This is a genomic window from Methylovorus mays, from assembly GCF_020531915.1.
Taxonomy (GTDB): Bacteria; Pseudomonadota; Gammaproteobacteria; order Burkholderiales; family Methylophilaceae; genus Methylovorus; species Methylovorus mays.
The window spans coordinates 1-23,912 of the sequence record NZ_JAJAVG010000001.1 but is presented as its reverse complement, the minus strand read 5'-3'; the positions used below and the strand labels follow the sequence as shown (position 1 = coordinate 23,912).

21 protein-coding genes are annotated in these 23,912 nt (G+C 55.1%); 13 read left to right on the top strand and 8 right to left on the bottom strand.

Going from position 1 to position 23,912, the window contains the following annotated elements:
- The first annotated feature begins 64 nt into the window (after window positions 1-64).
- The 4 genes from LG203_RS00110 (at window position 65) to LG203_RS00095 (ending at window position 5,612) form a co-directional block, all read left to right on the top strand.
- A complete protein-coding gene (locus LG203_RS00110) occupies window positions 65-2,455 on the top strand; it encodes a TonB-dependent receptor (protein ID WP_230343971.1) in 2,391 nt (796 codons plus the stop codon).
- A gap of 13 nt (window positions 2,456-2,468) precedes the next feature.
- Window positions 2,469-3,902: a sigma-54-dependent transcriptional regulator gene (locus LG203_RS00105; protein ID WP_407665324.1), complete on the top strand. Its 1,434-nt coding sequence runs from the start codon at window positions 2,469-2,471 to the stop codon at window positions 3,900-3,902.
- 97 nt (window positions 3,903-3,999) lie between these two features.
- On the top strand, window positions 4,000-5,199 hold the full coding sequence (gene purT / locus LG203_RS00100; RefSeq protein WP_230343969.1) for a formate-dependent phosphoribosylglycinamide formyltransferase: 1,200 nt from the start codon (window positions 4,000-4,002) through the stop codon (window positions 5,197-5,199).
- Window positions 5,199-5,612, top strand: coding sequence for a group II truncated hemoglobin (locus LG203_RS00095; protein WP_230344032.1), 414 nt, complete (start codon window positions 5,199-5,201; stop codon window positions 5,610-5,612). The genes purT and LG203_RS00095 overlap by 1 nt, the downstream gene beginning before the upstream one ends.
- Before the next feature lie 59 nt (window positions 5,613-5,671).
- Here LG203_RS00095 and LG203_RS00090 read toward each other — a convergent pair whose 3' ends face one another.
- From LG203_RS00090 to LG203_RS00080, 3 genes are all read right to left on the bottom strand, one after another.
- Window positions 5,672-6,079, bottom strand: coding sequence for a hypothetical protein (locus tag LG203_RS00090; protein WP_230343968.1), 408 nt, complete (start codon window positions 6,077-6,079; stop codon window positions 5,672-5,674).
- A gap of 113 nt (window positions 6,080-6,192) precedes the next feature.
- On the bottom strand, window positions 6,193-7,572 hold the full coding sequence (locus LG203_RS00085) for a DEAD/DEAH box helicase (RefSeq protein ID WP_230343967.1): 1,380 nt from the start codon (window positions 7,570-7,572) through the stop codon (window positions 6,193-6,195).
- 38 nt (window positions 7,573-7,610) lie between these two features.
- The gene (locus LG203_RS00080; protein ID WP_230343966.1) at window positions 7,611-9,017 is read right to left on the bottom strand and encodes a DEAD/DEAH box helicase; all 1,407 of its coding nucleotides are present in this window, start codon (window positions 9,015-9,017) and stop codon (window positions 7,611-7,613) included.
- A 343-nt stretch (window positions 9,018-9,360) separates the two neighbouring features.
- On the opposite strand from LG203_RS00080, the gene typA reads away from it, so the two are divergent.
- Window positions 9,361-11,169: a translational GTPase TypA gene (gene typA, locus LG203_RS00075; protein ID WP_013442512.1), complete on the top strand. Its 1,809-nt coding sequence runs from the start codon at window positions 9,361-9,363 to the stop codon at window positions 11,167-11,169.
- Between the two features lie 172 nt (window positions 11,170-11,341).
- The gene (locus LG203_RS14325) at window positions 11,342-13,162 is read left to right on the top strand and encodes a calcium-binding protein (RefSeq protein ID WP_268867300.1); all 1,821 of its coding nucleotides are present in this window, start codon (window positions 11,342-11,344) and stop codon (window positions 13,160-13,162) included.
- A gap of 52 nt (window positions 13,163-13,214) precedes the next feature.
- Here the strand turns inward: LG203_RS14325 and LG203_RS00060 are convergent, their stop codons facing one another.
- From LG203_RS00060 to LG203_RS00050, 3 genes are read right to left on the bottom strand one after another with little or no spacing between them, the layout of a single operon-like run.
- A complete protein-coding gene (locus LG203_RS00060; RefSeq protein WP_230343965.1) occupies window positions 13,215-14,120 on the bottom strand; it encodes a M48 family metallopeptidase in 906 nt (301 codons plus the stop codon).
- Complete coding sequence (locus tag LG203_RS00055) at window positions 14,117-14,626, bottom strand: SH3 domain-containing protein (protein WP_230343964.1); 510 nt, start codon at window positions 14,624-14,626, stop codon at window positions 14,117-14,119. Before LG203_RS00055 ends, LG203_RS00060 begins: the two co-directional genes overlap by 4 nt.
- 4 nt (window positions 14,627-14,630) lie before the next feature.
- The gene (locus tag LG203_RS00050) at window positions 14,631-16,358 is read right to left on the bottom strand and encodes a CHASE2 domain-containing protein (RefSeq protein ID WP_230343963.1); all 1,728 of its coding nucleotides are present in this window, start codon (window positions 16,356-16,358) and stop codon (window positions 14,631-14,633) included.
- Window positions 16,359-16,470: 112 nt separating this feature from the next.
- Between LG203_RS00050 and LG203_RS00045 the strand changes: the two genes are divergently transcribed.
- Genes LG203_RS00045 through LG203_RS00020 form a run of 6 tightly spaced genes read left to right on the top strand, consistent with a single transcriptional unit; the run spans window position 16,471 to window position 21,333 of the window.
- Window positions 16,471-17,826 (top strand): DNA recombination protein RmuC, encoded by a 1,356-nt coding sequence (locus tag LG203_RS00045; RefSeq protein WP_230343962.1) that lies wholly within the window; start codon window positions 16,471-16,473, stop codon window positions 17,824-17,826.
- Window positions 17,827-17,852: 26 nt separating this feature from the next.
- Window positions 17,853-18,029 (top strand): hypothetical protein, encoded by a 177-nt coding sequence (locus tag LG203_RS00040; RefSeq protein ID WP_230343961.1) that lies wholly within the window; start codon window positions 17,853-17,855, stop codon window positions 18,027-18,029.
- A complete protein-coding gene (locus LG203_RS00035; RefSeq protein WP_230343960.1) occupies window positions 18,026-18,277 on the top strand; it encodes a MoaD/ThiS family protein in 252 nt (83 codons plus the stop codon). Before LG203_RS00040 ends, LG203_RS00035 begins: the two co-directional genes overlap by 4 nt.
- A 6-nt stretch (window positions 18,278-18,283) precedes the next feature.
- Window positions 18,284-18,739 (top strand): molybdopterin synthase catalytic subunit MoaE, encoded by a 456-nt coding sequence (gene moaE / locus LG203_RS00030; RefSeq protein ID WP_230343959.1) that lies wholly within the window; start codon window positions 18,284-18,286, stop codon window positions 18,737-18,739.
- Between the two features lie 48 nt (window positions 18,740-18,787).
- Window positions 18,788-20,938 carry a Lon protease family protein gene (locus LG203_RS00025; RefSeq protein ID WP_230343958.1) on the top strand — a complete coding sequence of 717 codons (2,151 nt, stop codon included), beginning with the start codon at window positions 18,788-18,790 and terminating at the stop codon, window positions 20,936-20,938.
- Complete coding sequence (locus LG203_RS00020) at window positions 20,935-21,333, top strand: RNA-binding S4 domain-containing protein (RefSeq protein ID WP_230343957.1); 399 nt, start codon at window positions 20,935-20,937, stop codon at window positions 21,331-21,333. The genes LG203_RS00025 and LG203_RS00020 overlap by 4 nt, the downstream gene beginning before the upstream one ends.
- Before the next feature lie 61 nt (window positions 21,334-21,394).
- On the opposite strand, the gene LG203_RS00015 is transcribed toward LG203_RS00020, so the two are convergent.
- A complete protein-coding gene (locus LG203_RS00015) occupies window positions 21,395-22,537 on the bottom strand; it encodes a PA0069 family radical SAM protein (protein WP_230343956.1) in 1,143 nt (380 codons plus the stop codon).
- Window positions 22,512-23,210 carry an SDR family oxidoreductase gene (locus tag LG203_RS00010; protein ID WP_230343955.1) on the bottom strand — a complete coding sequence of 233 codons (699 nt, stop codon included), beginning with the start codon at window positions 23,208-23,210 and terminating at the stop codon, window positions 22,512-22,514. Before LG203_RS00010 ends, LG203_RS00015 begins: the two co-directional genes overlap by 26 nt.
- A gap of 404 nt (window positions 23,211-23,614) precedes the next feature.
- Between LG203_RS00010 and LG203_RS00005 the strand changes: the two genes are divergently transcribed.
- Window positions 23,615-23,912, top strand: a 298-nt coding sequence (locus LG203_RS00005; RefSeq protein ID WP_230343954.1) for an NAD-binding protein, incomplete at its 3' end; no start/stop codon positions are given.

Here is a 23,912-nt window from a genome sequence, read left to right as displayed (position 1 = left end):
GTTCACTGGCATGAAACTTGTGTAACAGCTAACGTTTTTAACAGTGGAAATTAGTGGAGAGACCATGAATCAAACAACCAGATTCCGCCTCAACGCGGGAGCGGTGATAGTGGCCAGTTTGTTTGCTGTTCCGCATTTTGCGGTGGCAGAAACAACGACGCAATCTGCCGAAGAGCAGAAGGCTGATACCCTCAAAGTCAAAAAGCTGGAAGTCGTCAGCACAACCCCCCTTCCTTCAATCGGTTTGCCGCTTGAACAGGTGCCTGCCAATATCCAGATCGTCAAGGGCGAGGATATGCGCAATCAGGGTAGCCTGACCATTGCCGACTACATGAACCAGAATCTGGCCGGTGTAAACGTCAATGACACTCAGAACAACCCTTTCCAGCCAGATATCAACTTCCGTGGTTACTCTGCATCGCCATTGCTCGGCACGCCGCAAGGTCTGTCGGTGTTTGTTGATGGCGTACGTGTGAATGAGCCTTTCGGTGATGTTGTCAGTTGGGATCTGATCCCGATGAATGCCATCCAGGGCATGTCGCTGATCCCTGGTTCAAATCCATTGTTTGGGTTGAATACCCTGGGCGGTGCCATTTCCATCCAGACCAAGAGCGGTCGTACCAATCCTGGTGGTGCCGTGGAAGCCTACACAGGTTCCTGGGGTCGCAAGGCAGCTTCCGCAGAGTACGGTGGCGTTTCCAAGGACGGTTCAGTTGATTACTTCTTCTCCGCCAACTCCTTTACGGAAGACGGCTGGCGCAATTACTCTCCGACCGATGTTCGCCAGGTATTCGGCAAGGTGGGCTGGCAGAATGAAACCACCCAGATCAACCTCAGTTACACGGGTGCTGACAATGACATGATCGGCAATGGCCTTACCCCGAGCAACATGCTGCGCACGCTGGGTCGCGACACCATCCTGACACGTCCTGACCAGACCCGTAACACCATGTCCATGCTGAATCTGAATGGTGCGCACTGGTTTAATGACGATGTGATGCTGAGTGGTAACGCCTATTATCGTCATGCCAAGACCAAGACGCTGAATGGTGATGGTAACGATGATGTAGATGAAGCCGACTATCTGGCCGACTGTAGTGCGGCTGCTGACCCCGAAACAGCTTGCGGCGGCGCGCTCAACCGCAGCACCTCCAAGAAAAACAGCTATGGGTTTACGACACAGCTGACATTCAATCAGGATTGGCTGCAAAAGAAGAACCAGTTCATCGTCGGTATGGGCTATGACTATAGTAAAACCCGATTCAGTCAGTCTACCGAGTATGGCAATCTGACGGACTCTCGTTCTGTTACTGGTCTGGGCCTGTTCTCCGATGAGGCCGCTGTGAGCCTGACTGGCAAGACCAAAACCTGGAGCGTGTTCGCGACGGATACCCTGTCACTGAATGAGTTCTGGCATCTGACTGGTTCTGCCCGTTACAACCATACCAAGGTTGAAAACACAGACCATCTGATTCCAACGGGTGAAGAGTCTTTATCTGGTGACCACAGCTTCAATCGCATCAATCCTGCAGTGGGTATCAACTTTACGCCTACGCGTGATCTGACGGTTTATGGTTCCTACAATGAGGGCAGCCGTGCGCCAACCGCGATTGAGCTTGGTTGTGCCAATCCAGCTCAGCCTTGCAAACTGCCTAATGCCATGGCGGGTGATCCCCCACTCAAGCAAGTGGTTGCCAAGACTTATGAAGCAGGGATGCGTGGCAACCTGACCCAGGATGTGCGCTGGAACGCCAGTATCTATCGTGCGCAGAACACTGACGATATCCAGTTTATCTATGCCAGCTCAACCAACGGCATGGGCTATTTCGACAATGTTGGCAAGACGCGTCGTATTGGTCTTGATACGGGTTTGAGCGGACGCTATGGTGCGTTTGACTGGTCTGTAGGGTATAGCTACATCAAGGCTACTTATGAAAGTGACTTCACTTTAGCCAATGAAGTTAATACATCTGCTGCACAGATTGGTGTAGATGAAAATGGCGACCCAGTTGATGGTATCCGAGTACGCAAGGGCGACAACATGGTAGGTATCCCACGCCATCAGTTCAAGTTGCGTGGTCAATACTCCATCACCCCCAAATGGGTGGTGGGTACCAATATCGTGACCTTCTCTGACCAGTATGCCCGCGGTAACGAAAACAACCAGGACCAAGGGGAAGGTGCCAAGATCGGCGGCTACACCATTGTCAACCTGGATACACGTTACAACATTGGCAAGGGCTGGAGTGTATTTGCCAAAGCCATCAACATCTTTGATCGCGAATACAGCAACGGCGGCATGATCGGTGAAACCTTCTTTGCCGCTAACGGTGCGTATTTAGGTGGCGACGATGAACGTGCAAGCCTGCGTTCTCCAGGCGCTCCTCGTGCTGGCTGGATTGGTGTGCGCTGGGAATTTGGCGGTGCCAAGCCTAGCGTTGCAGATGCCAACTAAAAGCTGATTCCTCATGCAAGCAATGATCATGGACGAACCTGTTGCAATGAACGCAAGTGTGAAGCCAAGAATGCGTATATTGCTTGTTGAGGATGAAGCGGTATTTGCTCGCGCCGTAGCCAAACGCCTGCAAAAGGCAGGCTACGAGTGCGAGCATGCAGAGTCGATTGCAGACGGCCGTGCATTGGCACGGCAGTTTGCACCCGATCTGGCATTGCTGGATATGCGGCTGCCGGATGGAAACGGATTGGAGCTGCTCTCTGATCTGGTGGCAAAAGGTGTAGCCGTGATTGTGCTCACGGCGCATGGCGATGTGATGGATGCCGTCAATGCCATGAAGCAAGGGGCGACCGATTACATTAAAAAACCGGTGGACCTTGAAGAATTACTTTTGGCGATAGAGAAAGCGGAAAACGCGACCCATCTCAAACGCCAGCTGGACTATTCGCGCCAGCGCAATTCCCACGAAACTGAAAATATTGAAATGCTGGGGGAAAGTGCCCCCATACAAGCTATCCGAACACAGGTGGAGCGCATTGCCCAATTGGTGTCAGTTGAGGCGGCTCCGCCTACCATCCTGATTTCCGGCGAAACCGGAACCGGAAAGGACGTGGTGGCACGCCTGCTGCACCAGTCCTGCAAGAACAGTGATCGTCCGTTTGTGCATGTGGATTGTGCATCCCTGCCGAGCGAGCTGATCGAAAACGAATTGTTTGGTCATGAGAAGGGCGCATTCACCAGTGCGCAGAATGCGCGTTGCGGCCTGATTGAAGCCGCGGAAGATGGCACGCTTTTCCTTGATGAAATCGGCGAGCTGCCATTGACCCTGCAAGCCAAGCTGCTGAATGTGCTGGAGCGGCGCGTGGTGCGCCGCATAGGCTCCACCAAGGAGCGCCCGGTCATGGCGCGCTTTATTGCCGCCACCAACCGGGACTTGCAGCAGATGGTGATTGATGGTCGCTTTCGCTCTGACCTGTTTTATCGCTTGAATGTGTTATCACTCAACATGCCACCGCTACGTGACCGTGGTGGTGATGTGCTTCTGCTTGCCCAGCATTTTGCGACGCAGACCGAACGTCGATACGGTCTGGAAAAGCGGGTATTTTCGCCCGAGGTGACCGACATGCTCATGCGCTATCGCTGGCCTGGTAATGTGCGCGAGCTGCGCCACCAGATCAGTCGTGCTGTGCTGCTCAGCAAGACGGCTCAGGTCAGGATTCAGGATGTGGCGCTGCCAGTCGAGTTGGTAGCGAACGTCAAACTGACGACCACGGCAACGGAAGACGTTGCGGCTGCTACCCGTATGACGCTGGACGCTGCCGAAAAGCTCATGATCGAAAAAACGCTGGAACAAACCCATTTCAATATTTCCGAAGCGGCGCGCCAGTTGGGGATTACCCGCATGGCAATGCGTTATCGCATGGAAAAACACGGCATTCGTGCCTGATTTATCTCCCACCTGCTAATCCAGACACGCTTCACACGGCATAGGTGAAGCACCTGCCAGCATGATAAAATGCACGCTTCATTCCGCCGGAGCGATCATGAATATTGGTACCCCCCTCACGCCCAGTGCAACCCGTGTCATGCTGCTTGGCAGCGGCGAGCTAGGCAAGGAAGTCATTATCGCCTTGCAGCGCCTTGGCGTTGAAGTGATCGCTGTTGATCGTTATGCCAACGCGCCTGGGCACCAGGTTGCCCATCGCAGCCATGTGATTGACATGACCGATGCTGATGCCCTGCAAGCCCTGGTTGCCCAAGAGAAACCTCATCTGATCGTTCCCGAAATCGAGGCCTTGAATACCGAGGTTCTGGCCCGGATTGAGGAGCAAGGTCTGTCGACGGTGGTACCCACGGTGAAAGCGGTACAACTCACCATGAACCGTGAGGGCATACGCCGTCTTGCCGCCGAAACCTTGAGCCTGCCGACATCCCCTTATGCATTCGCCCGTAGCGAACAGGAACTGCAGGCTGCGATTGATAACGGCATCGGCTATCCGTGTTTTGTGAAACCTACCATGTCGTCCTCTGGCAAAGGACAATCGCGCATTACCGCTCAGGATCAAGTGGCAAAGGCCTGGGATTATGCCGCCAGTGCTGGCCGGGTCAATCAGGGTGTGGTGATTGTGGAGGGCCAGATTGCGTTTGATTTTGAAATTACCTTGCTGACCTTGCGCGCAAAAGATTCTACAGGTGCCATCCAGACCTATTTTTGCGAACCGATTGGTCACCGCCAGGAAAATGGCGATTATGTAGAAAGCTGGCAACCACAGGCCATGACTTCTCAGGCGCTGGCGGAGGCACAACGTATCGCCAAGGCGGTTACCGATAGTCTGGGTGGCTTGGGCTTGTTTGGGGTCGAGCTGTTTATCAAAGGCGACCATGTCTGGTTCTCTGAGGTCAGCCCACGTCCGCATGATACCGGCATGGTGACCATGGCCAGCCAGCGCTTCAACGAATTTGAACTGCATGCCCGCGCGATTCTTGGCTTGCCCGTCGATACCCGTATGCTGGCACCCGGTGCCAGTGCTGTTATCTATGGCGGTGTCGATAGCGAGGCTTTGGTATTTGAAGGTCTGGACGCCGCATTGCGCGTGCCGGAGAGCGATATTCGCCTGTTCGGCAAGCCCGAGTCCTTTGTACGCCGCCGCATGGGAGTTGCGCTGGCAACGGCGCCAGATGTGGATGAAGCCCGTGCCCGTGCCCACTTGGCGGCCTCCCTGGTCAAACCAAGAGCAGCATGATGCTGGACAAGATAGGCGAGCCCGGCAGCAGCAAGGCCACTTTCTTTGAGTTGCTGGGTGGGGTTGAGCAGATTCGCGCGCTGGTCGAGCGTTTTTACGATGTGATGGACAGCGATCCCAAAGCCGCCAATCTCCGCGCGATTCACGCGGCAGATCTGACGGAAGCACGTGAGAAGCTGTTCATGTTCCTCACTGGCTGGACGGGTGGCCCGCAGCTTTATATCGAGCGCTATGGTCATCCATTCCTGCGTCGTCGCCATCTGCCGTTTGAGATTGGCGAAGAGCAGCGCGATCAGTGGATGTACTGCATGGTACGCGCCATGCATGATATTGGCGTGGAAGAAGAGGTCATGCGCAAACTGGCAGAAGCGCTGTGGGGTGTGGCCGATTTTATGCGGAATAAGCCTGACTGAGCTTGCAAGCTTGAATATCCGTCACGTCAGCAGTCGGCTGCCGTGACGGATGCGAGAGTTTAAGGCGTAACCGCTGCTACAGGTTCCGCTTTCACCTTTTGCATAACGATGGTGACTTCCTCAGGGTAGCGATACATGGCGCCCGTGATCATGTCGGTAATACCAAAATCAATCAAAACGCCGGTAACGCCTGCGCCTGTGGCACCCGAAACGACCTTGGTTGTGGATTGCTCATACCCATCAGCGTTGCAGGTTACCACGATATCATCCTTATCTTTGCCGACAAAAATGGTATTTGAAGTACCGCTGACGCGGCCTAATTTGCCGTCCCCAACACGCATGATGTCGCAAATGGCTTCTTTGGGTTCCAGTTTGAACGAAATGGCCTGTTGTGTGCCTTGAGTGATGGTTGCGCAGCCCGCAAGCGAGGCTACTGCCGTCATGATGGCGATGGTGAATTTATTCACTTGTAAAACTCCCTGACTCTGATATTTGGTTTTTAGAAGGTATTAACCCTTATTTTTCTACAACAAAAAGGCCGCATAATGCGGCCTATGAGTAGACGGTCTGATTATAAAGGCTAGTCGCGCTTTAGCAAGCCGCCCAACAGTGCTGCCACTTCTTTCTTCTGCTTGTTGCGTGCCAGGCCCATGGATTGTTTAACTTCGGCATTGCCGGAAGGTTCATAGGGCTTGTCAAACCAGGGATCCTGATTTTTGCGTGGGGCAGGTGATCGCGGAGCTGACGGCTTGCGATCTGTCGACTCGGCACGTGGCTCGCGGGCATCTCTTGCGCGCTCGCGAGGCCGTTCTGCTACCACTGCCGTTTCCCGCGGGATCTCGCGCTTGATCAGCTTTTCGATTTCCTTCAGATATTTTTCTTCTTCAGGGCATACCAGCGAAATCGCTGTGCCCGAAGCGCCAGCCCGGCCAGTACGGCCAATGCGATGCACATAATCTTCTGGCGCGCTTGGCAGTTCAAAGTTGATCACCATGGGCAGCTGGTCAATATCCAGACCCCGTGCAGCAACATCCGTTGCTACCAGTGTGGTGACCTTGCCCTGCTTGAAGGCTTCCAGTGCCTGCATGCGTTCCTGCTGACTTTTGTCGCCATGGATTGCATCTGCTGCAATGCCTTCGCGTACCAGTTGCCGCGCCAGACGGCTCGCCGTCAGCTTGGTTTTGGTAAATACGATGGTTTGCTCGCTGTTGCTTTCCAGCAGCAGCTTGGCCAGGAAGCTGTCCTTGCCATCTTTGTCGAGCTGATAGACCTTTTGCGTCACTTTGTCAGACGCTGCATTGCTGCGAGCGACTTCGATCAGCTTGGGGTTGGTCAGAAACTCTTCAGACAGTTTTTTGATGTCGTTGGAGAAGGTGGCCGAGAACATCAGGTTTTGCCGCTTTTTAGGCAGCAGTGCCAGAATGCGCTTGAGGTCAGGCATAAAGCCCATGTCCAGCATACGGTCTGCTTCATCCAGAATCAGCATTTGCACTTGTCCGAGCTGCACGGTGCGCTGTTCCACATGATCCAGCAGGCGACCAGGGGTCGCTACCAGAATTTCCACACCCTTCATCAGACTGGGAGTTTGCGTCTTGATGTCAACGCCGCCGAATACCACCAGCGAACGCAAGGCCGTATGCTTGGCATACACCTTGACGCTTTCCTCTACCTGAATGGCGAGCTCCCGTGTAGGCGTCAGAATCAACGCCCGCACCGGATGGCGAGCTGGCGATGCACTGCTGCTCGCCTGCGGCAATAGCTTTTGCAGCAAGGGGAGTGAAAAAGCGGCTGTCTTGCCAGTACCGGTCTGGGCACCGGCCATCAGGTCGTGCCCTTGTAGCACGACGGGAATGGCCTGCGCCTGAATCGGCGTGGGCACAGTGTAGCCAAATTCTTCCAGCGCCTTGAGAATTTCAGGCGCCAACCCCAGGTCTGCGAAACGAATGTTTTCTGTACTCAATGTAGTCTATGGGCTTTATTGTTGGTTAACAGGGCATTTTACGCAAAATTGCGTGGACGGCGAGGCGCATCAGTACGCTTCTGGCCGCCAAACTTGTCATTGCCACGGTTGCCTTCGCTGCGATTACCTTCGCTACGGCCACCAAAACCACGATTGCCTTCGGAATTGCCTGCGCCGGAAGCCGAGCGTGGGTTGTTGCCAGCATAGCCACCCTGGCCGCGTGGCTTGAAGCCGCTCTTGCTGCCAGGATTGCCGCTGCGTGGACGACCACTGTTGCCACGGTCATCAGTACGAGGGGCTGGACGCTTGGGTTCAAAACCTTCGATCACCGTGATCTCAATGCGTTGACCAGTATATTGCTCAATTTTGCGTAATTGATGACGGTCTGCATGCGAAGCGAAAGAAACGGCGACACCGGTGTTGCCAGCGCGGCCAGTACGGCCAATACGGTGGACGTAGTCTTCGGCAAACTTCGGCAGATCGTAATTGATCACGTGGGTAATGCCTTGTACGTCAATACCACGTGCGGCTACATCGGTGGCGACCAGTACGCGTACATCACCGTGACGCAGCTTGGTCAGCGTGCGGTTGCGCGCCCCCTGGGTCATGTCGCCATGCAGCGCGGCAGACTTGTGGCCCGCAGCATACAGATCTTCAGCCAGCAGGTCAGCGTGACGCTTGGTGGAGGTGAAAACGATAGCCTGGTTGACATCAGGAGCAATCAGCAGATGTTCCAGCAGCTTGTTCTTGTGGTTCATGTCGTCCACGAAGTGCAGGCGCTGTTCGATATTGGCGTGCTTTTCTTTTTGTGCGGCGATCTGGATGACCTTCGGATCCTTCAGCAGCGTTTTGGCGATGTTGGCGATCGGGCCTTCAAAGGTGGCCGAGAACATCAGGGTCTGACGCTCGCGTGGCAGTGCTTCGTTGATGCGTTCGATATCTGGCATGAAACCCATGTCCAGCATACGATCCGCTTCATCCAGAATCAGCATTTGCAGACGGGACATATCAATGCGGCCGCGTTCCATGTGGTCAAGCAGACGGCCTGGAGTGGCTACCAGAATATCCAGAGGCTGCGACAGCAGCTTGTTTTGCAGTGGGTAAGGCATGCCACCGACGATGCTGACGGTACGGGCACGCATGAACTTGCCGTATTTGCGGGCAGCATCATTAACCTGGGCTGCCAGTTCGCGGGTTGGAGTCAATACCAGAATACGTGGGCCACGGCTCTTGGACGGATGGATGTCGGCCAGGAGGTTCAGGGCTGGCAGCGTGAACGCTGCAGTTTTGCCAGTACCGGTCTGGGCAGAAGCCATCAGATCGTGACCAGCCAGGACTTCAGGAATTGCCTGAGCCTGAATAGGAGTCGGGGTGGAATAGCCAGCTTCCTCCAGCGCACGCAGGATGGAAGGATGCAGATTCAGAGTTTCAAAAGTTACGGACACAATTTTCCCTTAAGGTGAATTACTAAAACAAAGGGCGCAAGCAGGACGCAATCAGCTACACAACAGAAGTTGTCAGCAACGTTAGGCGCAATACACTAAATTTTGGAGGTGTATTTCTACCGGCGCACGGGCATAGCCACTAACCGGTAAAAAACTGGAGAGCCGCAAATACAGCAATGGGCTTCGAGAGGGCTAGGGCGATGAATTACCGAAATATTTGCAGAACAGGCTTTTGAGGGCTACGCTACAAATTCATCGAAGGCCGAAGTATATAGATAGTCATCAGTTTGTCAAAGCTTTTGTGTTAAAATCGCGCCCTTTCTAATGGACTGGCTCAAAACACATGTCGCGCAATCTTCGTAATATCGCCATCATCGCTCACGTTGACCATGGCAAAACCACTATGGTGGACAAGCTCCTGCAGCAAGCAGGCACCTTTGCATCGCATCAGCAGGTATCTGAACGCGTGATGGATTCCAATGATCTGGAAAAAGAGCGCGGCATTACCATTCTTGCCAAGAACACCGCTGTTAACTATGAAGGCACCCACATCAATATCGTGGATACGCCAGGGCACGCCGACTTCGGCGGCGAAGTTGAGCGCGTTCTCGGTATGGTGGATGGTGTGGTGCTGCTGGTTGACGCGGTGGAAGGCCCCATGCCGCAAACCCGCTTCGTGACCAAGAAGGCACTTGCCCTGGGTCTGCGTCCTATCGTGGTCATTAATAAGGTTGACCGCCCAGGCGCACGTACTGACTGGGTGATCAACCAGACCTTTGATCTGTTTGCCAATCTGGGTGCGACGGATGAACAGCTGGATTTCCCCGTGGTTTATGCTTCCGCCCTGAATGGCTTTGCCACGCTGGACCTCAAGAACGAGTCGGACAATATGCGTCCGCTGTTCGAAACCATCCTGAGCCACGTACAACCGCCACAAGGCGATAGCAACGCGCCTCTGCAATTGCAGATTTCTGCGCTGGATTACTCCAGCTATACCGGTCGTCTGGGTGTGGGCCGTATTCTGAATGGCCGCATCAAGCCAGGCCAAGTGGTTGTCGTCATGAATGGTGATACCCAAACTGGCCAGGGCCGCATCAATCAGGTGTTGGGGTTCCGCGGCCTTGAGCGTGTGCCAGTCGAAGAAGCCGAAGCTGGCGACATCGTGATTATTTCCGGTATTGAAGAAATCGGTATCGGTGTAACCATTGCTGACCGCGAAAAGCCAGTTGGCCTGCCGATCCTGGGTGTGGACGAGCCTACCCTGACCATGGACTTCATGGTGAACTCCTCCCCACTGGCCGGTACAGAAGGCAAATTCATTACCAGCCGCCAGATTCGTGACCGCCTGACCAAGGAACTGCTGGTTAACGTAGCCCTGCGCGTTGAAGATACTGCCGATGCTGATGTCTTCCGCGTTTCCGGTCGTGGTGAGTTGCACCTGACCATTCTGCTGGAAAACATGCGCCGTGAAGGTTTTGAAATCGCCGTAGGTAAGCCACGCGTGGTGTACCGTGAAATCGACGGCCAGAAGTGTGAGCCTTATGAAATTCTGACCGTGGACCTGGAAGATGATACCCAGGGCGCCGTGATGGAAGAACTGGGCCGTCGTCGTGGCGAGCTGCAAAACATGGAATCGGATGGCAATGGCCGTACCCGTCTGGAATACAAGATCCCCGCACGTGGCCTGATCGGCTTCCAGAGCGAGTTCCTGACCCTGACCCGTGGTACTGGTCTGATGGCGCACATTTTTGATGAATACGCACCGGTAAAAGCCGACATGCCAGGTCGTCGCAATGGCGTGCTGATTTCTTCCGAGCAGGGCGAAGCCGTTGCCTACGCATTGTGGAAGCTGCAAGACCGTGGCCGTATGTTCTCCGTACCAGGTGATCGTTTGTATGAAGGTATGGTGATTGGTATCCACAGCCGTGATAACGATCTGGTGGTTAACCCGATCAAGGGCAAGCAACTGACCAACGTGCGTGCTTCTGGTACTGACGAAGCCGTGCGCCTGGTGCCTGCCGTGCAGTTGACGCTGGAGTCCGCCGTGGAGTTTATCGATGATGATGAACTGGTCGAATTGACACCGAAATCCATCCGTATCCGCAAGCGTTACCTGCAAGAGCATGAGCGTAAGCGCGCATCCAAGGACTAATCGGGAATATTTCCTGAAATAAGTGACATAAAAAGGCAGCTCAGGCTGCCTTTTTTGTTTTTTAGCATTAAGTCTCTGACAACACCTTTACTAAAGTTTACGATTGCAGGTATGCCTTTAAGCAGTTCGCAAGGCGGGTGGTTTCTTCAATTCTAAAAAAGGGGGGTGGTGCATGGCGAATGTCGAGTTTGAGTCTAACGATACGGGAGCTGAGGCGACGCAGGGCATTTTTGGCGTGAAGATGCAGGGGCAGCTTAGTTCAGAAACTGATCAGGATTTCTTCAAGTTTACCGTTACCGAATCTACCCTGTTGAACCTCAAGTTTTCCGGGGCCAGCAGCAACTTTACCATTACCGTATACAGCGATGCCGCTGCCAGCAATACGGTATTTTCCAGTGCTTCCACCAGTGGCTTGAGTGACTTGACCTGGAGCGCCCAGGCAGGGGATTACTTCATTCTGATCCAGGCGGGCGCTTCCTACGCCAGCGATGTGTATGACCTGACGGTTAAATCGGTCGAGGCGGATGCCATTGCGGGTGAAGTCGAGAGCAATGGGGATTTTGCCACGGCCTCCGAATTCCTTCCTGGGACCAGTCCTATGCAGGGCGTGTTGGGAGCCCTGTCCTCAAGTAGTGACGAGGACTACTATAAAATCGAGCTGTCAGATACGGGCACTTATACCCTGGCATTCAATATCGCCGACGGCGCAACGGCCGATACAGGTGAGTTATACAAGATCACCTTGTGGGATAGCACGCAGAGCCTGCAGTCTTCGTTTGAAATCAGCGCCGACCTGTCGTTTGATTTTTCCGTACCCGTTGCCGGAACCTACTATATTTCCATCGAGTCGGCCGGATCGTTCATCGATAATCAATATACCTTGCATGTCACGCCAACTAACGCGGTGCAGTTTACATTGGCGGGCGGGGAGGATGATGACTACCTGCTGGGTACTGCGGCCAACGACAGCGTTACAGGTGACGCTGGCGATGACTTCCTGATTGGACGGGATGGGCATGACACCCTGAATGGTGGCGAAGGTACCGATACCTTGTATGGTGGTGACGGGAATGATGTCTATATCGTGGATAAGTCTGCCGACAATATTATTGAATACGAAAATGGTGGCACGGATACCATGATTGCCTCCTACAATGTCACCAGCCTTAAGGCGACGTTGGAAAACATCACCCTGGCTACCGGAAGTACCGCAAAATCAGCCACCGGTAACAACAGCGATAATGAAATTACCGGCAACGAGCTTAACAACACTCTCTCAGGCGGGCTGGGCGACGATACTCTTGATGGTGGCACGGGTGCAGATGTCATGACCGGTGGTCTGGGGCGTGACGTTTATTATATTGATAGCACCCTGGATAAAGTGGTTGAAACATCCACATCCACCGCCAGTAGTGAGTTCGATGTTATTTACACCAGTGCCGATATCAAATCCCTGTTCAGCAATGTAGAAGAGGTGATCATGCAACAAGGGGCCATCTATGTGACGGGCAATGCCAGCTCTAACATTATTGTGGGCAACGATGCCTACAATACCCTGAAGGGCATGGGCGGCAACGATCTGCTGTTTGGCGGCGGTGGGCATGATGTACTTAATGGTGGGACCGGCAGTGATGAGCTTACAGGGGGGACTGGGGCGGATATTTTCATGTTTGATGCTGCATTGGCGACGACCAATGTGGATACCATTCATGATTTTGAGGCGGGTTCAGACATGATCGCCTTATCGAAAAGTATCTTCACCAAGTTCAGTGCGCAAGGCGCTGTTGGCAGTACCAATCTGGTATCAGATGCTGCAACAGCAGGGAGTGCGCCTGCTGCACTCGACACCAATGACTACTTGCTGTTCAACAGTACGACTGGCGAACTGTTTTATGACGCGGATGGCAGCGGAACAGCGAAAGCGGCCATCAAGTTCGCCGTGCTGGAAGACCTGGTGGGTGACTTGAGCGCAAGCGATTTCGTCGTAGTCTAGAAAGTCAGTTATCCATTTAAAAAGACACTGCATGAGCGTGCAGTGTCTTTTTTTATTTGTCTTCCAGCTTGTAAAACCGATTTTTTACCGCCTTACCCTCAGGCAGGCTGATCGCGGTATTGCTGGTTGCTTCCGCCAAGGCTGACAAGCGCTCGCCCGGGGCGGGGTGCGTCTTGAACAGCAAGGCGATACTGCCATCATTGCTGCTGATATCTGCCAGATCGCTCAATACCTCTGGCAAGCCATAAGGATCATAACCAGCGCGTGCCGCCAAAATCAGGCCCATACGGTCAGCTTCGTATTCGGCATCTTTATCCAGGCTGCGTGCGCTGATCTCGGCGCCACTTCCGATGACTTTTTCAATGGCAAGGTTGCCTTTGGCGACCTTGCCACTGAGCAGGCCAGCTCCCAGGCTGAGCAATTGCTGTTTTTGCAGCACCTTGAGCTGATGCTTTTGCACGATGTGGGCTATTTCATGGCCCAGCACGCCAGCCAGTTCAGCTTCGTTGTGCAGCCGTTTATACAAGCCTTTGGTAATCAACACATAGCCGCCGGGCGCGGCAAAGGCATTGATGTCGTCGCTATCAATCACGCCAAAGTGCCATGGCAGATCGCTACGCTCACTCTGGCTGGCGACCCAGCGGCCCACGCGGTTGACGTATTGTTGAAGAGCCGGGTTTTTTACCAAGGGGGCGGCGCCTAGAAGATTGCCTGCAATTTCACGCCCGAGTTTGATTTCGTCTTCCTTGGAGGGGCTTTTCCAATTGATGTTGGCGAGGCTATTGCCTTCCGGCTTGGCTTGCGTTGCATCAGCGTCGTTCGAGTTCTTGTCGTTGATCAGGTCGCCCGCATTTTTTTCGACGGCATCTTTCAATGCTCCGCCTAGGTCAAACGCCATCGCCTGAGGTGGCAAACTCAAGAGCGAGGCAAAGAGGCATGCCCATGCAGTTTTTTTCATGGATTTTCTCCCTGCGTTGCCACGGGCTTGGGCAAGTAACCCAGCTTGATGGGCTTGAGGCCGCCCGCTTTGGCATACTGCGCGCCATCGGCTGCCGATACGCTGTAGCTTTCCAGCAGCTTGGTTTCGGGCTCGCTGAATTGAGCCTGTTTCAGTTCATCTTCCGTCAAGCCACGCACGCCGGTGGTGGCGACGACCTGGCCAGTGCCTGCACGTCCACTGGCGACGCTCAGAACGCCAGCGGCCTGATTGCCAGTGCTGGCGGCACGTCTGACCGACAGCAGCCGCACCCAGCCCGAGGTTTTCGCGGATTTGACCTGTAGCCAGGCGCCTTGTTTCCTGACGATATCGACCTTGTCGCCACGCTTCAGCTGGCCGCTGGTTTTTGCATCGTTATAGGGTTCCTTGCGCAAGGTATCATTTTTGAGCGCAGTGCCGCTTTCGGCCTGGGCCAGGCTGCTGGCAAACAAGATGGCTGCCAGGCTGGCAGACAGAAAATATCGCATGTGTCTAAAGCTCCGGAGATGAGGTGGGGGTATCTGGTTGAACAGGCGTTACGTCGGGTTTGACGGCTTCGAGTTGCAACAAGGCTGCCGCAAATGCGCTGCGCCATTGTCTGCCGAGAGGCGCTCTGCCATCCAGTCTGTTTTCATATACGGTATGCACAGGCTGCAGCTTGTCTGGCAAGTCCAGGCTGGCAATCATGCTGGGCAATGCCTGGGCGATCCGCTCAGCATCCTTGTGCGCTTCGCTGGCGTATTCCTGACGGCCTTCGGCAAATGTCCAGCTCACCACGGTAAACTCGCCAAACAAGCCCCAGATGCCGGATTGCACGCCCTTGAGTATATCGACGCTGCTGGGCGTGCGGCTGCTCAGCTCAATCTGACGCTTGAGTTTCTTCATGATGGTGTCACCCAGCGGCTCATCGCTTTCGATCAGGATGGGCATGATCATGATATGGGTGTCACTGGCACCTTCCTTGACCCCATACGCCAGCCACCGCTGCAAGGCGCGATCCGTTGCCAGGGCGTATATCTTGGCAATACTGAAGTAAAACAGCGCCCAGGTAATGGGACCGGTAAAGTCGAGATAGAAGTTGCTCAGGTTGATGCCGATGTATGACAGCACCAGCAGCCCGATCTGGCTGAAACTGAACACTTTGTTGAAACGGTCACGGTCGGCATTCAGGTAAAAGGCCAGGGTGGTAAGCCAGATCAGCAACAGACTGATCAGGATATAGGGTATCGCCCCGCGCCAGACTTTCAGATAGTCCTGATGTTTGACGTTATCGATCGCCGTCGCCAGGATTTCCACCCCGGGATGCGCCTTGGCCATGGCGGTCGCTTTGAGGTCAAACAGGCTGGGTGCGGTAGAACCGATGATGACAATTTTGTCGGTGAACTCGTTCTGTGGGCGCTTTTTGTCCTTGCTGCCCATGTCCTGCATAACATCGCTGAACGACACATACTGATAGCTGAAGGGTTTGCCGCGCCAGTTGAGCAGAATGTTCTGATCTGGCGGCAAGGCGTAGCCAAGCTTGCCTGCCACCGTCATGGGTAGCGAAGGCAAGCGCCAGCCATAATCATCGCGATACAGCTGGTATTCACGGACGATGCCATCCTTGTCCGGATAGATATTGTGCGTGCCCAGCCGCCCCGAGTTCAACGCAGCATCAAAGTGCGGCAACACTACCGCGATTGTCGCCTGCATGTCGCCTTGGCTGGGCTGGCTCTCGCTGATGCCGGCAATCATGTTGGGCTTGATCTGGCTCAGTTTGTCGCTTGATTCTGGCAGGCGCAGAAAGGGGAAAAATGTGTTATCGGTACCGCTGATGACGTCGTTGAAATAGGCGTCGCTATCCGGGTTATAGACATCGGCATCGCTGAAGAGGATGTCAAAGATCACCGCCTTGGGGTGCTGGGCTTCAATACTTTCAAGGAACTCACCGAACACCTGGCGTGGCCAGGGCCAGCGGCCATATTCCTTGGCCATGGCGGCCAGGCTGGCCTCATTGACATCCACGATGACGATGTCTTTGTCTGGGGCGGGCGCCAGTACGCGACTGCGCACCATGAAATCAAACGCTTTCTGCCGCATGTTTTCGCCCACATGAAACAGACCTGCGTCCAGTAGCACAAATACCGTGAGCAATGCTGCAAGGTAAATATAGAAGTTGTTGCGCAGGCGTCGGGTAACGTTGGCTAGCCATTGCCCCATGAGCAGTTTGAGTCGGATCACCGGAGGGCTCCTGCATGTTGAAGAGCCTGAGTGTGGCATAAATGCGGCGGGTTTTAAAGGCGGATCCCGGCGGGGCGGGGATATCGTCATCGCTTCAGGTATAATTTCACGCATGATGCAAATTGTGATTTTAGTGCTTGTGATTGCCTGCCTGCTGGCATTGATCGTGTTATTGCTACGTCAATCCAGAACCCCGGATGCTGCCAGCGAGCTGCTGGCACAGCTGATGCCGCAGTTCGAGGAAAAACACCGCGCCATGCTGCGCGATCTGCATGATGGCTTGAATAAACTCGGAGACCGCCTGAGCCTGTCTTCGGTGGATAGCAGTGAGCGACTGCGGCAAGCCGTCGCGCAGGAGCTGAAAGAAACCCGCGATGCCATGCAGGCCCTGCAGGCCGCGCAAACCAGCAGTCTCGCCCAGACGCGTGAAACCGTGCTGGAAAAATTGCATACCACGCTGGCCGAACAGGGCAAGGCGGAGCAAACGCTGATTCAGGACACCATGCTGAAGGCCACCTCACAGCTGACTGCCAGTATTGAAACCCTGACCAAGGCCGTGGATGCCCGGCTGGAAGAAATTGGTGGCAAGGTATCTGAGCGCCTGGATGAAGGCTTCAAGAAAACCAACGACACGTTTGTGCGCGTGATGGAGCGCCTGGCGACCATCGACGAAGCTCAGAAAAAGATCGATGGCCTGACTACCAATGTAGTCAGTCTGCAAGAGTTGCTGGGCGACAAGCGCTCGCGTGGTGCGTTTGGCGAAGTGCAGCTGGAAGCACTGGTGCGCAATGTCATGCCCAACGCCAGTTTTGCCATGCAGCATGTGCTACCGAATGGCACCCGCGTGGATTGTGCTTTATTTCTGCCGGAGCCTACCGGCATGGTGGCGGTGGATTCGAAATTCCCGCTGGAAAACTACCATCGCATGCTGGAAAGCGGCATCTCCGAGGTGGAGCGAGCACTGGCGCAACGGCAGTTCAAGGCCGATGTCAAAAAGCATGTGGATGACATTGCCAGCAAGTACATTATTCCCAATGTCACCTCCGATGGCGCGGTGATGTTTATCCCGGCCGAAGCCGTGTTTGCCGAGATTCATGCCTATCACCCCGATGTGGTGGATTACGCCATGGCCAAACGGGTGTGGGTAGTGTCGCCGACCACCTTGATGGCGGTACTGAATACCGCGCGTGCAGTGTTGAAAGATGTGGAAACCCGCAAGCAGGTACACATCATCAAGGATGAGCTGGGCAAGCTGGGCAAGGAGTTCGGCCGCTTTGACGTACGCATGAAAAAACTGGCTGACCATATTCGCCAGGCCCATGAGGATGCGCTGGATGTGCATACCACCAGTCAGAAGATTTCACGGCGCTTTGCCCAGATTGAGCGGGTAGAGCTGCAAGGCGATGCCGAGGCGGCCCTGGCCTTGCCGGATTTGCCGGACGATATACTCGCAGACGACAACCAGTAGACGATTTGCAGGATGAAAGGAACACCATGAGCGACGAATCCACCATGATCATGCTGGTACAGCAATATGCTGCCCGGTTTGGCATTACCTTCAGCTCCAGCCTGATGGCGGACGAGCAACACAAGGCCCGCGTCATGATGCTGATGGCCGAGGCTCTGAGCGGCAAGCGCGGCGCCTTCACCGACGAAGATGTGCTGCAATGATACGCCTTCTGTATTTCGCGCGTTTGCGCGAAGCCCTGGGCTCGGTGGGCGAGGAGCTGACACCACGGGCCGGCCTCACGATCGAGGCACTCATGCAGCAGCTCGCGGCACGCGGTGGCGTATGGGCCGAAGAGTTTGGCAGTGGCAAATCACTGCGCGCGGCGGTTAACCAGACACTGGCTCCGGTGACGACCGAGATCCATGACGGGGACGAAGTCGCGTTCTTTCCCCCGGTGACGGGCGGGTAATTGCGCATGAGGATACGGGTGCAGACCGAAGACTTTGATGTCGGTGCCGAGATAACCCAGCTGCGTCAGCAGCGCCCGGACATTGGTGCCGTGGCCGCGTTTGTCGGCCAGGTGCGGGACTTGAACCAGGGCGACGCCATTGCCGGCATGACGCTTGAGCATTATCCTGGCATGACGGAAAAGTCTCTGGAAGCCATCGTGCAACAAGCCAAAGCACGCTGGGATATCATGGATGCGGTTGTGATTCATCGCATTGGCGAGCTGAAACCCCTGGACCAGATTGTGCTGGTGGCTGTGGCTGGCGCCCATAGAGGCGAAGCATTCCACGCCTGCGAATTCATCATGGATTACCTGAAAACCGAAGCCCCATTCTGGAAAAAAGAGCAGACCGCCAAGGGTGAACGCTGGGTGGATGCCCGGGCCAGTGACGATGCGGCACGGGCACGCTGGCACAAGATATAAGCCAGGTTCATTCTTATTCATTTACCCTTTAAAGCAAGCTAACCCCACATGCTACACAGGCTTAACTCCTCCTCTCTTACCGCCGCGGTTGTTCCGCAATCTCTGGGCTTCGAGGATACCTCCCAACTTGATGGTCAGCCGGATGCCACCTGGCTCGGGCAAGCCGATGCACAGCAGGCTGCCGAATTCGGGCTGGGCATGCGCGCCCCCGGATTCAATTTGCTGGTGCTGGGTGAGCCGGGGAGTGGCCGCACGGTATTGATGCAAACCGCCATGCAGGTGGCGGCCGCACAATGGCCGGTTGCTCCCGATCTGATTCTGCTGATGAATATCGAACAGGCGGACCAGCCCATCAGCCTTTACTTGCCTGCCGGGGTAGGTGTGCGGTTGCGTCAGGCCATGGAGCAGTATTTGCGCCAGTTGGGCAAAGGCTTGCCTCAACTGTTGGGCGAGCTGGATCTCGCCGCCAATGCGGGTGATAAAACCCTGCAGGATAAAGGCCGTCAGGATGCTGCTGCCTGGATAGACCAGCAGCAGGCGGCACTGCGTGAGGTGCTGGCGGATATTGAGCACGACAGCGCGCTGTTTGAGCAGTATTTGCAAAGCCTCAAGCGTGATACGCTGGAAAATCTGGAGGTATTTGTCCCGGTGCAGACCAGCGAAAACGAAGGTTTGCTGGAAAGCTTTCTGAATCGGTACCGGGTTAACCTGCTGGTAGACAATCGCCAGTTGCAGATGGCGCCCGTCATTTATGACAATGACCCGACCTTCCACTCCTTGTTTGGCGGTTTTGATGCGGGCATGGATAGCGCGACCACCCCTGACTTCCTGCGTCTGCGTGCTGGTAATTTGCTGCGCGCCCACGGCGGCATGCTGATGCTGCATTTGCGTGATCTGGCCTCTGACCAGCAAAGCGGGAGCCAGATTGTCGAGAAGCTGTTCCGTTTCCTGCGCAATGGTCAGGTGCTGATTGAGGATTCGAATGGCAGTAGTGGACATGGCGGCTCCGGTCATTTCTGCCCGCAACCCCTGGCTGCCGATGTCAAGCTGGTATTGATTGCCACGCCAGAAGAGTATTACGAATTGCATGATGAGATGCCGGGACTGGCGCGTTATTTTCCGGTCAAGGTGGATTTTGTCGATAGCTTTGCCGCAACACCGGACGCCTATGCGGCCATGGCCAGGTTTATTGCCTACCAGGCGCGCGAACTACGCTTGCCCCCATTCAGCGCGGCGGCGGTAGTTACCCTGATACGTGCCATGCACAGACGTGTGGAGGATCAGGCGCGCATCAGCACGCAATATGCCGCTCTCAGCACCTTGATGCAGGAGAGCGCTTCTTTCATGCGCAAGACGCCGTCCGCCACCACACCTGGCATTGTCCAGCCTGAGCATGTGCGTGCGGCGCAACAAGCACGTTTGGCACGGCACCAGATACCGGAGCAGCAGTTGCGCGATTCGATTGTCGAAGGCGAGCTCATGTTGCGCCTGCATGGCAGCGCGGTAGGACAGATCAACGGCCTTAGCCATATTGATCTGGGCGATGCCAGCTTCGGCTCGCCGATTCGTATTTCGGCGCGCTGCTTTGCCGGTGCACAAGGCCTGATCAATATTGACCGCGAGGTCAAGATGAGCGGCCCTAACCATGACAAGGGCGTATTCATTCTGCAAAGCTGGTTGTCGGCAAGTTTTCCGATGCTGACGCCACTCTCGCTGGCAGCTTCCATGGTGTTTGAGCAGGAATATCATGGTGTGGAAGGGGATTCGGCTTCCTGTGCTGAATTGTTTGTCTTGCTGTCGGCGCTGTCCGGCTTGCCCATTTCGCAAGGCATTGCGGTCACCGGGGCGCTGAACCAGCATGGTGAAGTCACTGCGATTGGTGGCGTCAACGAGAAGATTGAAGGCTACTTCCGGGTATGTCAGCGGGTAGGTCTTGACGGTAGCCAGGGAGTGATCATTCCCAAGGCCAACATGCGCCATTTGATTCTGGATGAAGAAGTCATTGCCGCGGTGGAGCAGGGGCGCTTCCATTTGTATGCCATTGAGCATGTGCTGGAAGGCATGGCCTTGCTGACCGGCATGGAGGCAGGCGCTGAGCTTCACGACGGTGAATATCCAGCGGGCAGCATCATGGGGCGAGTTCAGCAGAGTCTGGAGGCCTTCCGTCAATATTATTTCAATAACACGCCCGCCAGATGAGCATGCAGGACGACAACAAGTGCCGATTGGACAAGTGGCTGTGGGCGGCGCGCTTTTTCAAGACACGCAGCCTGGCGACCGACGCCATTGATGGCGGCAAGGTGCATGTGGATGGGGACAGGGCGAAGCCAGCCAAAGAGGTGCGGGTAGGGCAGCGCATTTACATCCGCCGCAAAGAGCTGGAAATGGAAGTGGAGGTCATGGCCTTGTCCAATCAACGCCGTGGCGCGCCTGAGGCCGCCTTGCTGTATCAGGAAACCCCCGAAAGCGCCCGCAAACGTGAAGATGCTGCCGTCACGCGGGAAGCCGACCACGGCAAGCGCGAGCGCGGCGCCGGGCGTCCCACCAAACGCCAGTTGCGCGATATCAAGCGGTTTACTGGCGGAAGCTGGTAAGCCTGCGATCTCCATGGTGATCGCCTTTTGCGCTAGCTCACCAGGTTCTTCTCTTACTCCCTTACTCAAACAGATCGCGTTGCGGTGTCGGTTTTTTGGCTGTACGAGTGGTCGTGGCGACGGGCGGCCGGAATAGACGGGTATTCAATGAGCTGCGCTCCTGCATAAAGCCCAGCTTGCTGGCCGCCAGGCGGAAGCGCTGCGCCAGCAGATCTGCAAATATGCCTTGTCCGCGCATGCGTTGATGAAACTGGGCATCGTAGGTTTTACCTCCGCGGGATTGCCGGATAATGCTCATGACATGCGCCGCCTTCAGTGGAAAGTGGTGTTGCAACCATTCTTCAAAGAGCGGCGCCACCTCCAGGGGCAGCCGCAGCAGTACATACCCTGCATAGCGCGCACCCGCTGCATGGGCATGTTCCAGAATATGTTCCATCTCCGCATCATTCAGCGCGGGGATCATGGGCGCGGTCATGACGCCGCACGGAATTCCGGCTGAGGACAGTCGTTCCAGTGTTTGTAGCCGACGTTCTGGCGCGGCGGCACGCGGCTCCATGACGCGGCTGAGATGGCGGTCCAGGGTGGTGATCGACATGAAGACACGCGCCAGATTCTGGGCTGCCATGGGCGCCAGCAGATCAATGTCTCGTTCTACCATGGCGGATTTGGTGACAATGGTGAGGGGATGCTGGTGTTCGGCCAACACTTCAATTATCTGGCGCGTGATGCGCTGCTGCCGTTCTAGTGGTTGATAGGGGTCAGTATTGGTTCCCATGGCGATCGGCTGACACACATACCCCGGCTTTGCCAGCGCCTGGCGTAGCAGGGCGGCGGCATCAGGCTTCACCAGGATGCGGCTCTCAAAATCCAGCCCGGCCGAAAACCCCAGATAGGTATGGCTGGGGCGCGCATAGCAGTAGATACAGCCATGCTCACAGCCACGGTAGGGGTTGATGGAGCGGTCAAACGGAATATCGGGCGAATCGTTGTAATGCAGGATGCTGCGGCTACTGTTGTGGATGATCTCAGTGATCAGACGCGGCGTGTCGGTGTCGGCGTCTTCCTGTGCCCAGCCGTCGTCAAAGGCTTCCCGCTGCAGTTGCTCGAAACGCCCGTTCTGGTTGCTGGTGCTGCCGCGGCCCTTGAATATCAAGGGTTTGGCAGGCAGCCGGTTTTTTTCACCAGGGGATGGCTTGTCCGTCATACGCAATGAATTGCCCGCTCTGCTTGGGTGTCAGTTTGGCGATGACCTGACGCATGCCGCTGACACTTTGCTCGGCATTAATCAGGCCGTTGGGTCCGCCCATGTCGGTTTGCACCCAGCCTGGGTGTAATGCCAGCACGCTGATGCCCTGGTTTGCCAGATCAATCGCCAGGCTTTTGGTCACACTGTTGAGTGCCGTTTTGCTGGATCGGTAAATATAGCTGCCACCGCTGCCGTTGTCGGCGATGCTGCCCATCTTGCTGGTGATGTTGATGATTTTTTTCTCACTGCTTTTTGCGACCAGCGGGGCAAAGGTCTGCGCCATTTTTAACGGTGACATGCTGTTGACGCGGAATGCCGTCAACCATGCTTCGTAATCCGCATCGCTAAGGCGACTGCCTGCATGGTCGGGATATACGCCGGCATTATTGAGCAGCACATCAATCGGAGCATCGCCCAGAGCCTCGGCCAAGGTGTCAATCTGTTTGAAATCCGCGACATCAAGCTTGTGCAGGGTGATACGGTCCAGGTGAGCGGTATGTAAGGCTTTGAGTGCATGGCTGTTTTCAGGGCTGCGGCAGCATGCCTGCACCTGCCAGCCAGCTTCGGCATATTGGCGAGTAAATTCCAGGCCCAGGCCACGATTGGCGCCTGTAACAAGTAAAGTTGGCATTGGGTATGGTCTCCATGGACTATTGCGGTGAGTTGATGGGAATTATATAACTTGAGGCATCACAAATAATCTTGATTTCCGGGTAAGACTGTCGGCGATCATGAACAGTTGCACTGGGACGTCGATAACCAGGACTGAACCCCATCTGCCCATTTGAAGACCGCACGAGTATGCATGAAGCAACTAAATTGTGACGAGGCAACACACCAGATTACAATGGGACATGCACATATGCATCCCATGAAAAAAATAAACACGTCCATCCGAATAAACAAAAAATGGCGAACATTTATTACCAGTCACTCGCATGTCATGCCGCGTTCGCCTTTGGCTGTCACGATTTTTGCTTGGCAGAATATGTCATTGATGACCTTAATAAATTCCACAGACTCAGGAGTCACTAGATGAAGATAGCAATTGCCGGTACCGGCTACGTAGGACTTTCCATGGCGGTGTTGCTGGCCCAGAAAAATGAAGTGGTCGCGCTCGACATCGTGCCGGAGAAGGTGGAGATGCTGAACCGCAAGCAGTCGCCGATTGCCGATGCCGAGATTGAAGAGTATCTCGCCACCAAGACCCTGAATTTCAAGGCCACCATGGACAAGCAGGCGGCGTATGAAGGTGCCGACTATGTCATCATCGCCACCCCGACCGATTACGACCCCGAGACCAACTATTTCAACACTGGCTCGGTGGAAGCCG

Bases quoted from the DNA above. Each gene is read 5' to 3' on its own strand.
- LG203_RS00110 (WP_230343971.1), top strand. From the start codon at position 65: ATGAATCAAACAACCAGATTCCGCCTCAACGCGGGAGCGGTGATAGTG.
- LG203_RS00105 (WP_407665324.1), top strand. From the start codon at position 2,469: ATGCAAGCAATGATCATGGACGAACCTGTTGCAATGAACGCAAGTGTG.
- purT (WP_230343969.1), top strand. From the start codon at position 4,000: ATGAATATTGGTACCCCCCTCACGCCCAGTGCAACCCGTGTCATGCTG.
- LG203_RS00095 (WP_230344032.1), top strand. From the start codon at position 5,199: ATGCTGGACAAGATAGGCGAGCCCGGCAGCAGCAAGGCCACTTTCTTT.
- typA (WP_013442512.1), top strand. From the start codon at position 9,361: ATGTCGCGCAATCTTCGTAATATCGCCATCATCGCTCACGTTGACCAT.
- LG203_RS14325 (WP_268867300.1), top strand. From the start codon at position 11,342: ATGGCGAATGTCGAGTTTGAGTCTAACGATACGGGAGCTGAGGCGACG.
- LG203_RS00060 (WP_230343965.1), bottom strand. From the start codon at position 14,120: ATGAAAAAAACTGCATGGGCATGCCTCTTTGCCTCGCTCTTGAGTTTG.
- LG203_RS00055 (WP_230343964.1), bottom strand. From the start codon at position 14,626: ATGCGATATTTTCTGTCTGCCAGCCTGGCAGCCATCTTGTTTGCCAGC.
- LG203_RS00045 (WP_230343962.1), top strand. From the start codon at position 16,471: ATGATGCAAATTGTGATTTTAGTGCTTGTGATTGCCTGCCTGCTGGCA.
- LG203_RS00040 (WP_230343961.1), top strand. From the start codon at position 17,853: ATGAGCGACGAATCCACCATGATCATGCTGGTACAGCAATATGCTGCC.
- LG203_RS00035 (WP_230343960.1), top strand. From the start codon at position 18,026: ATGATACGCCTTCTGTATTTCGCGCGTTTGCGCGAAGCCCTGGGCTCG.
- moaE (WP_230343959.1), top strand. From the start codon at position 18,284: ATGAGGATACGGGTGCAGACCGAAGACTTTGATGTCGGTGCCGAGATA.
- LG203_RS00025 (WP_230343958.1), top strand. From the start codon at position 18,788: ATGCTACACAGGCTTAACTCCTCCTCTCTTACCGCCGCGGTTGTTCCG.
- LG203_RS00020 (WP_230343957.1), top strand. From the start codon at position 20,935: ATGAGCATGCAGGACGACAACAAGTGCCGATTGGACAAGTGGCTGTGG.
- LG203_RS00015 (WP_230343956.1), bottom strand. From the start codon at position 22,537: ATGACGGACAAGCCATCCCCTGGTGAAAAAAACCGGCTGCCTGCCAAA.
- LG203_RS00010 (WP_230343955.1), bottom strand. From the start codon at position 23,210: ATGCCAACTTTACTTGTTACAGGCGCCAATCGTGGCCTGGGCCTGGAA.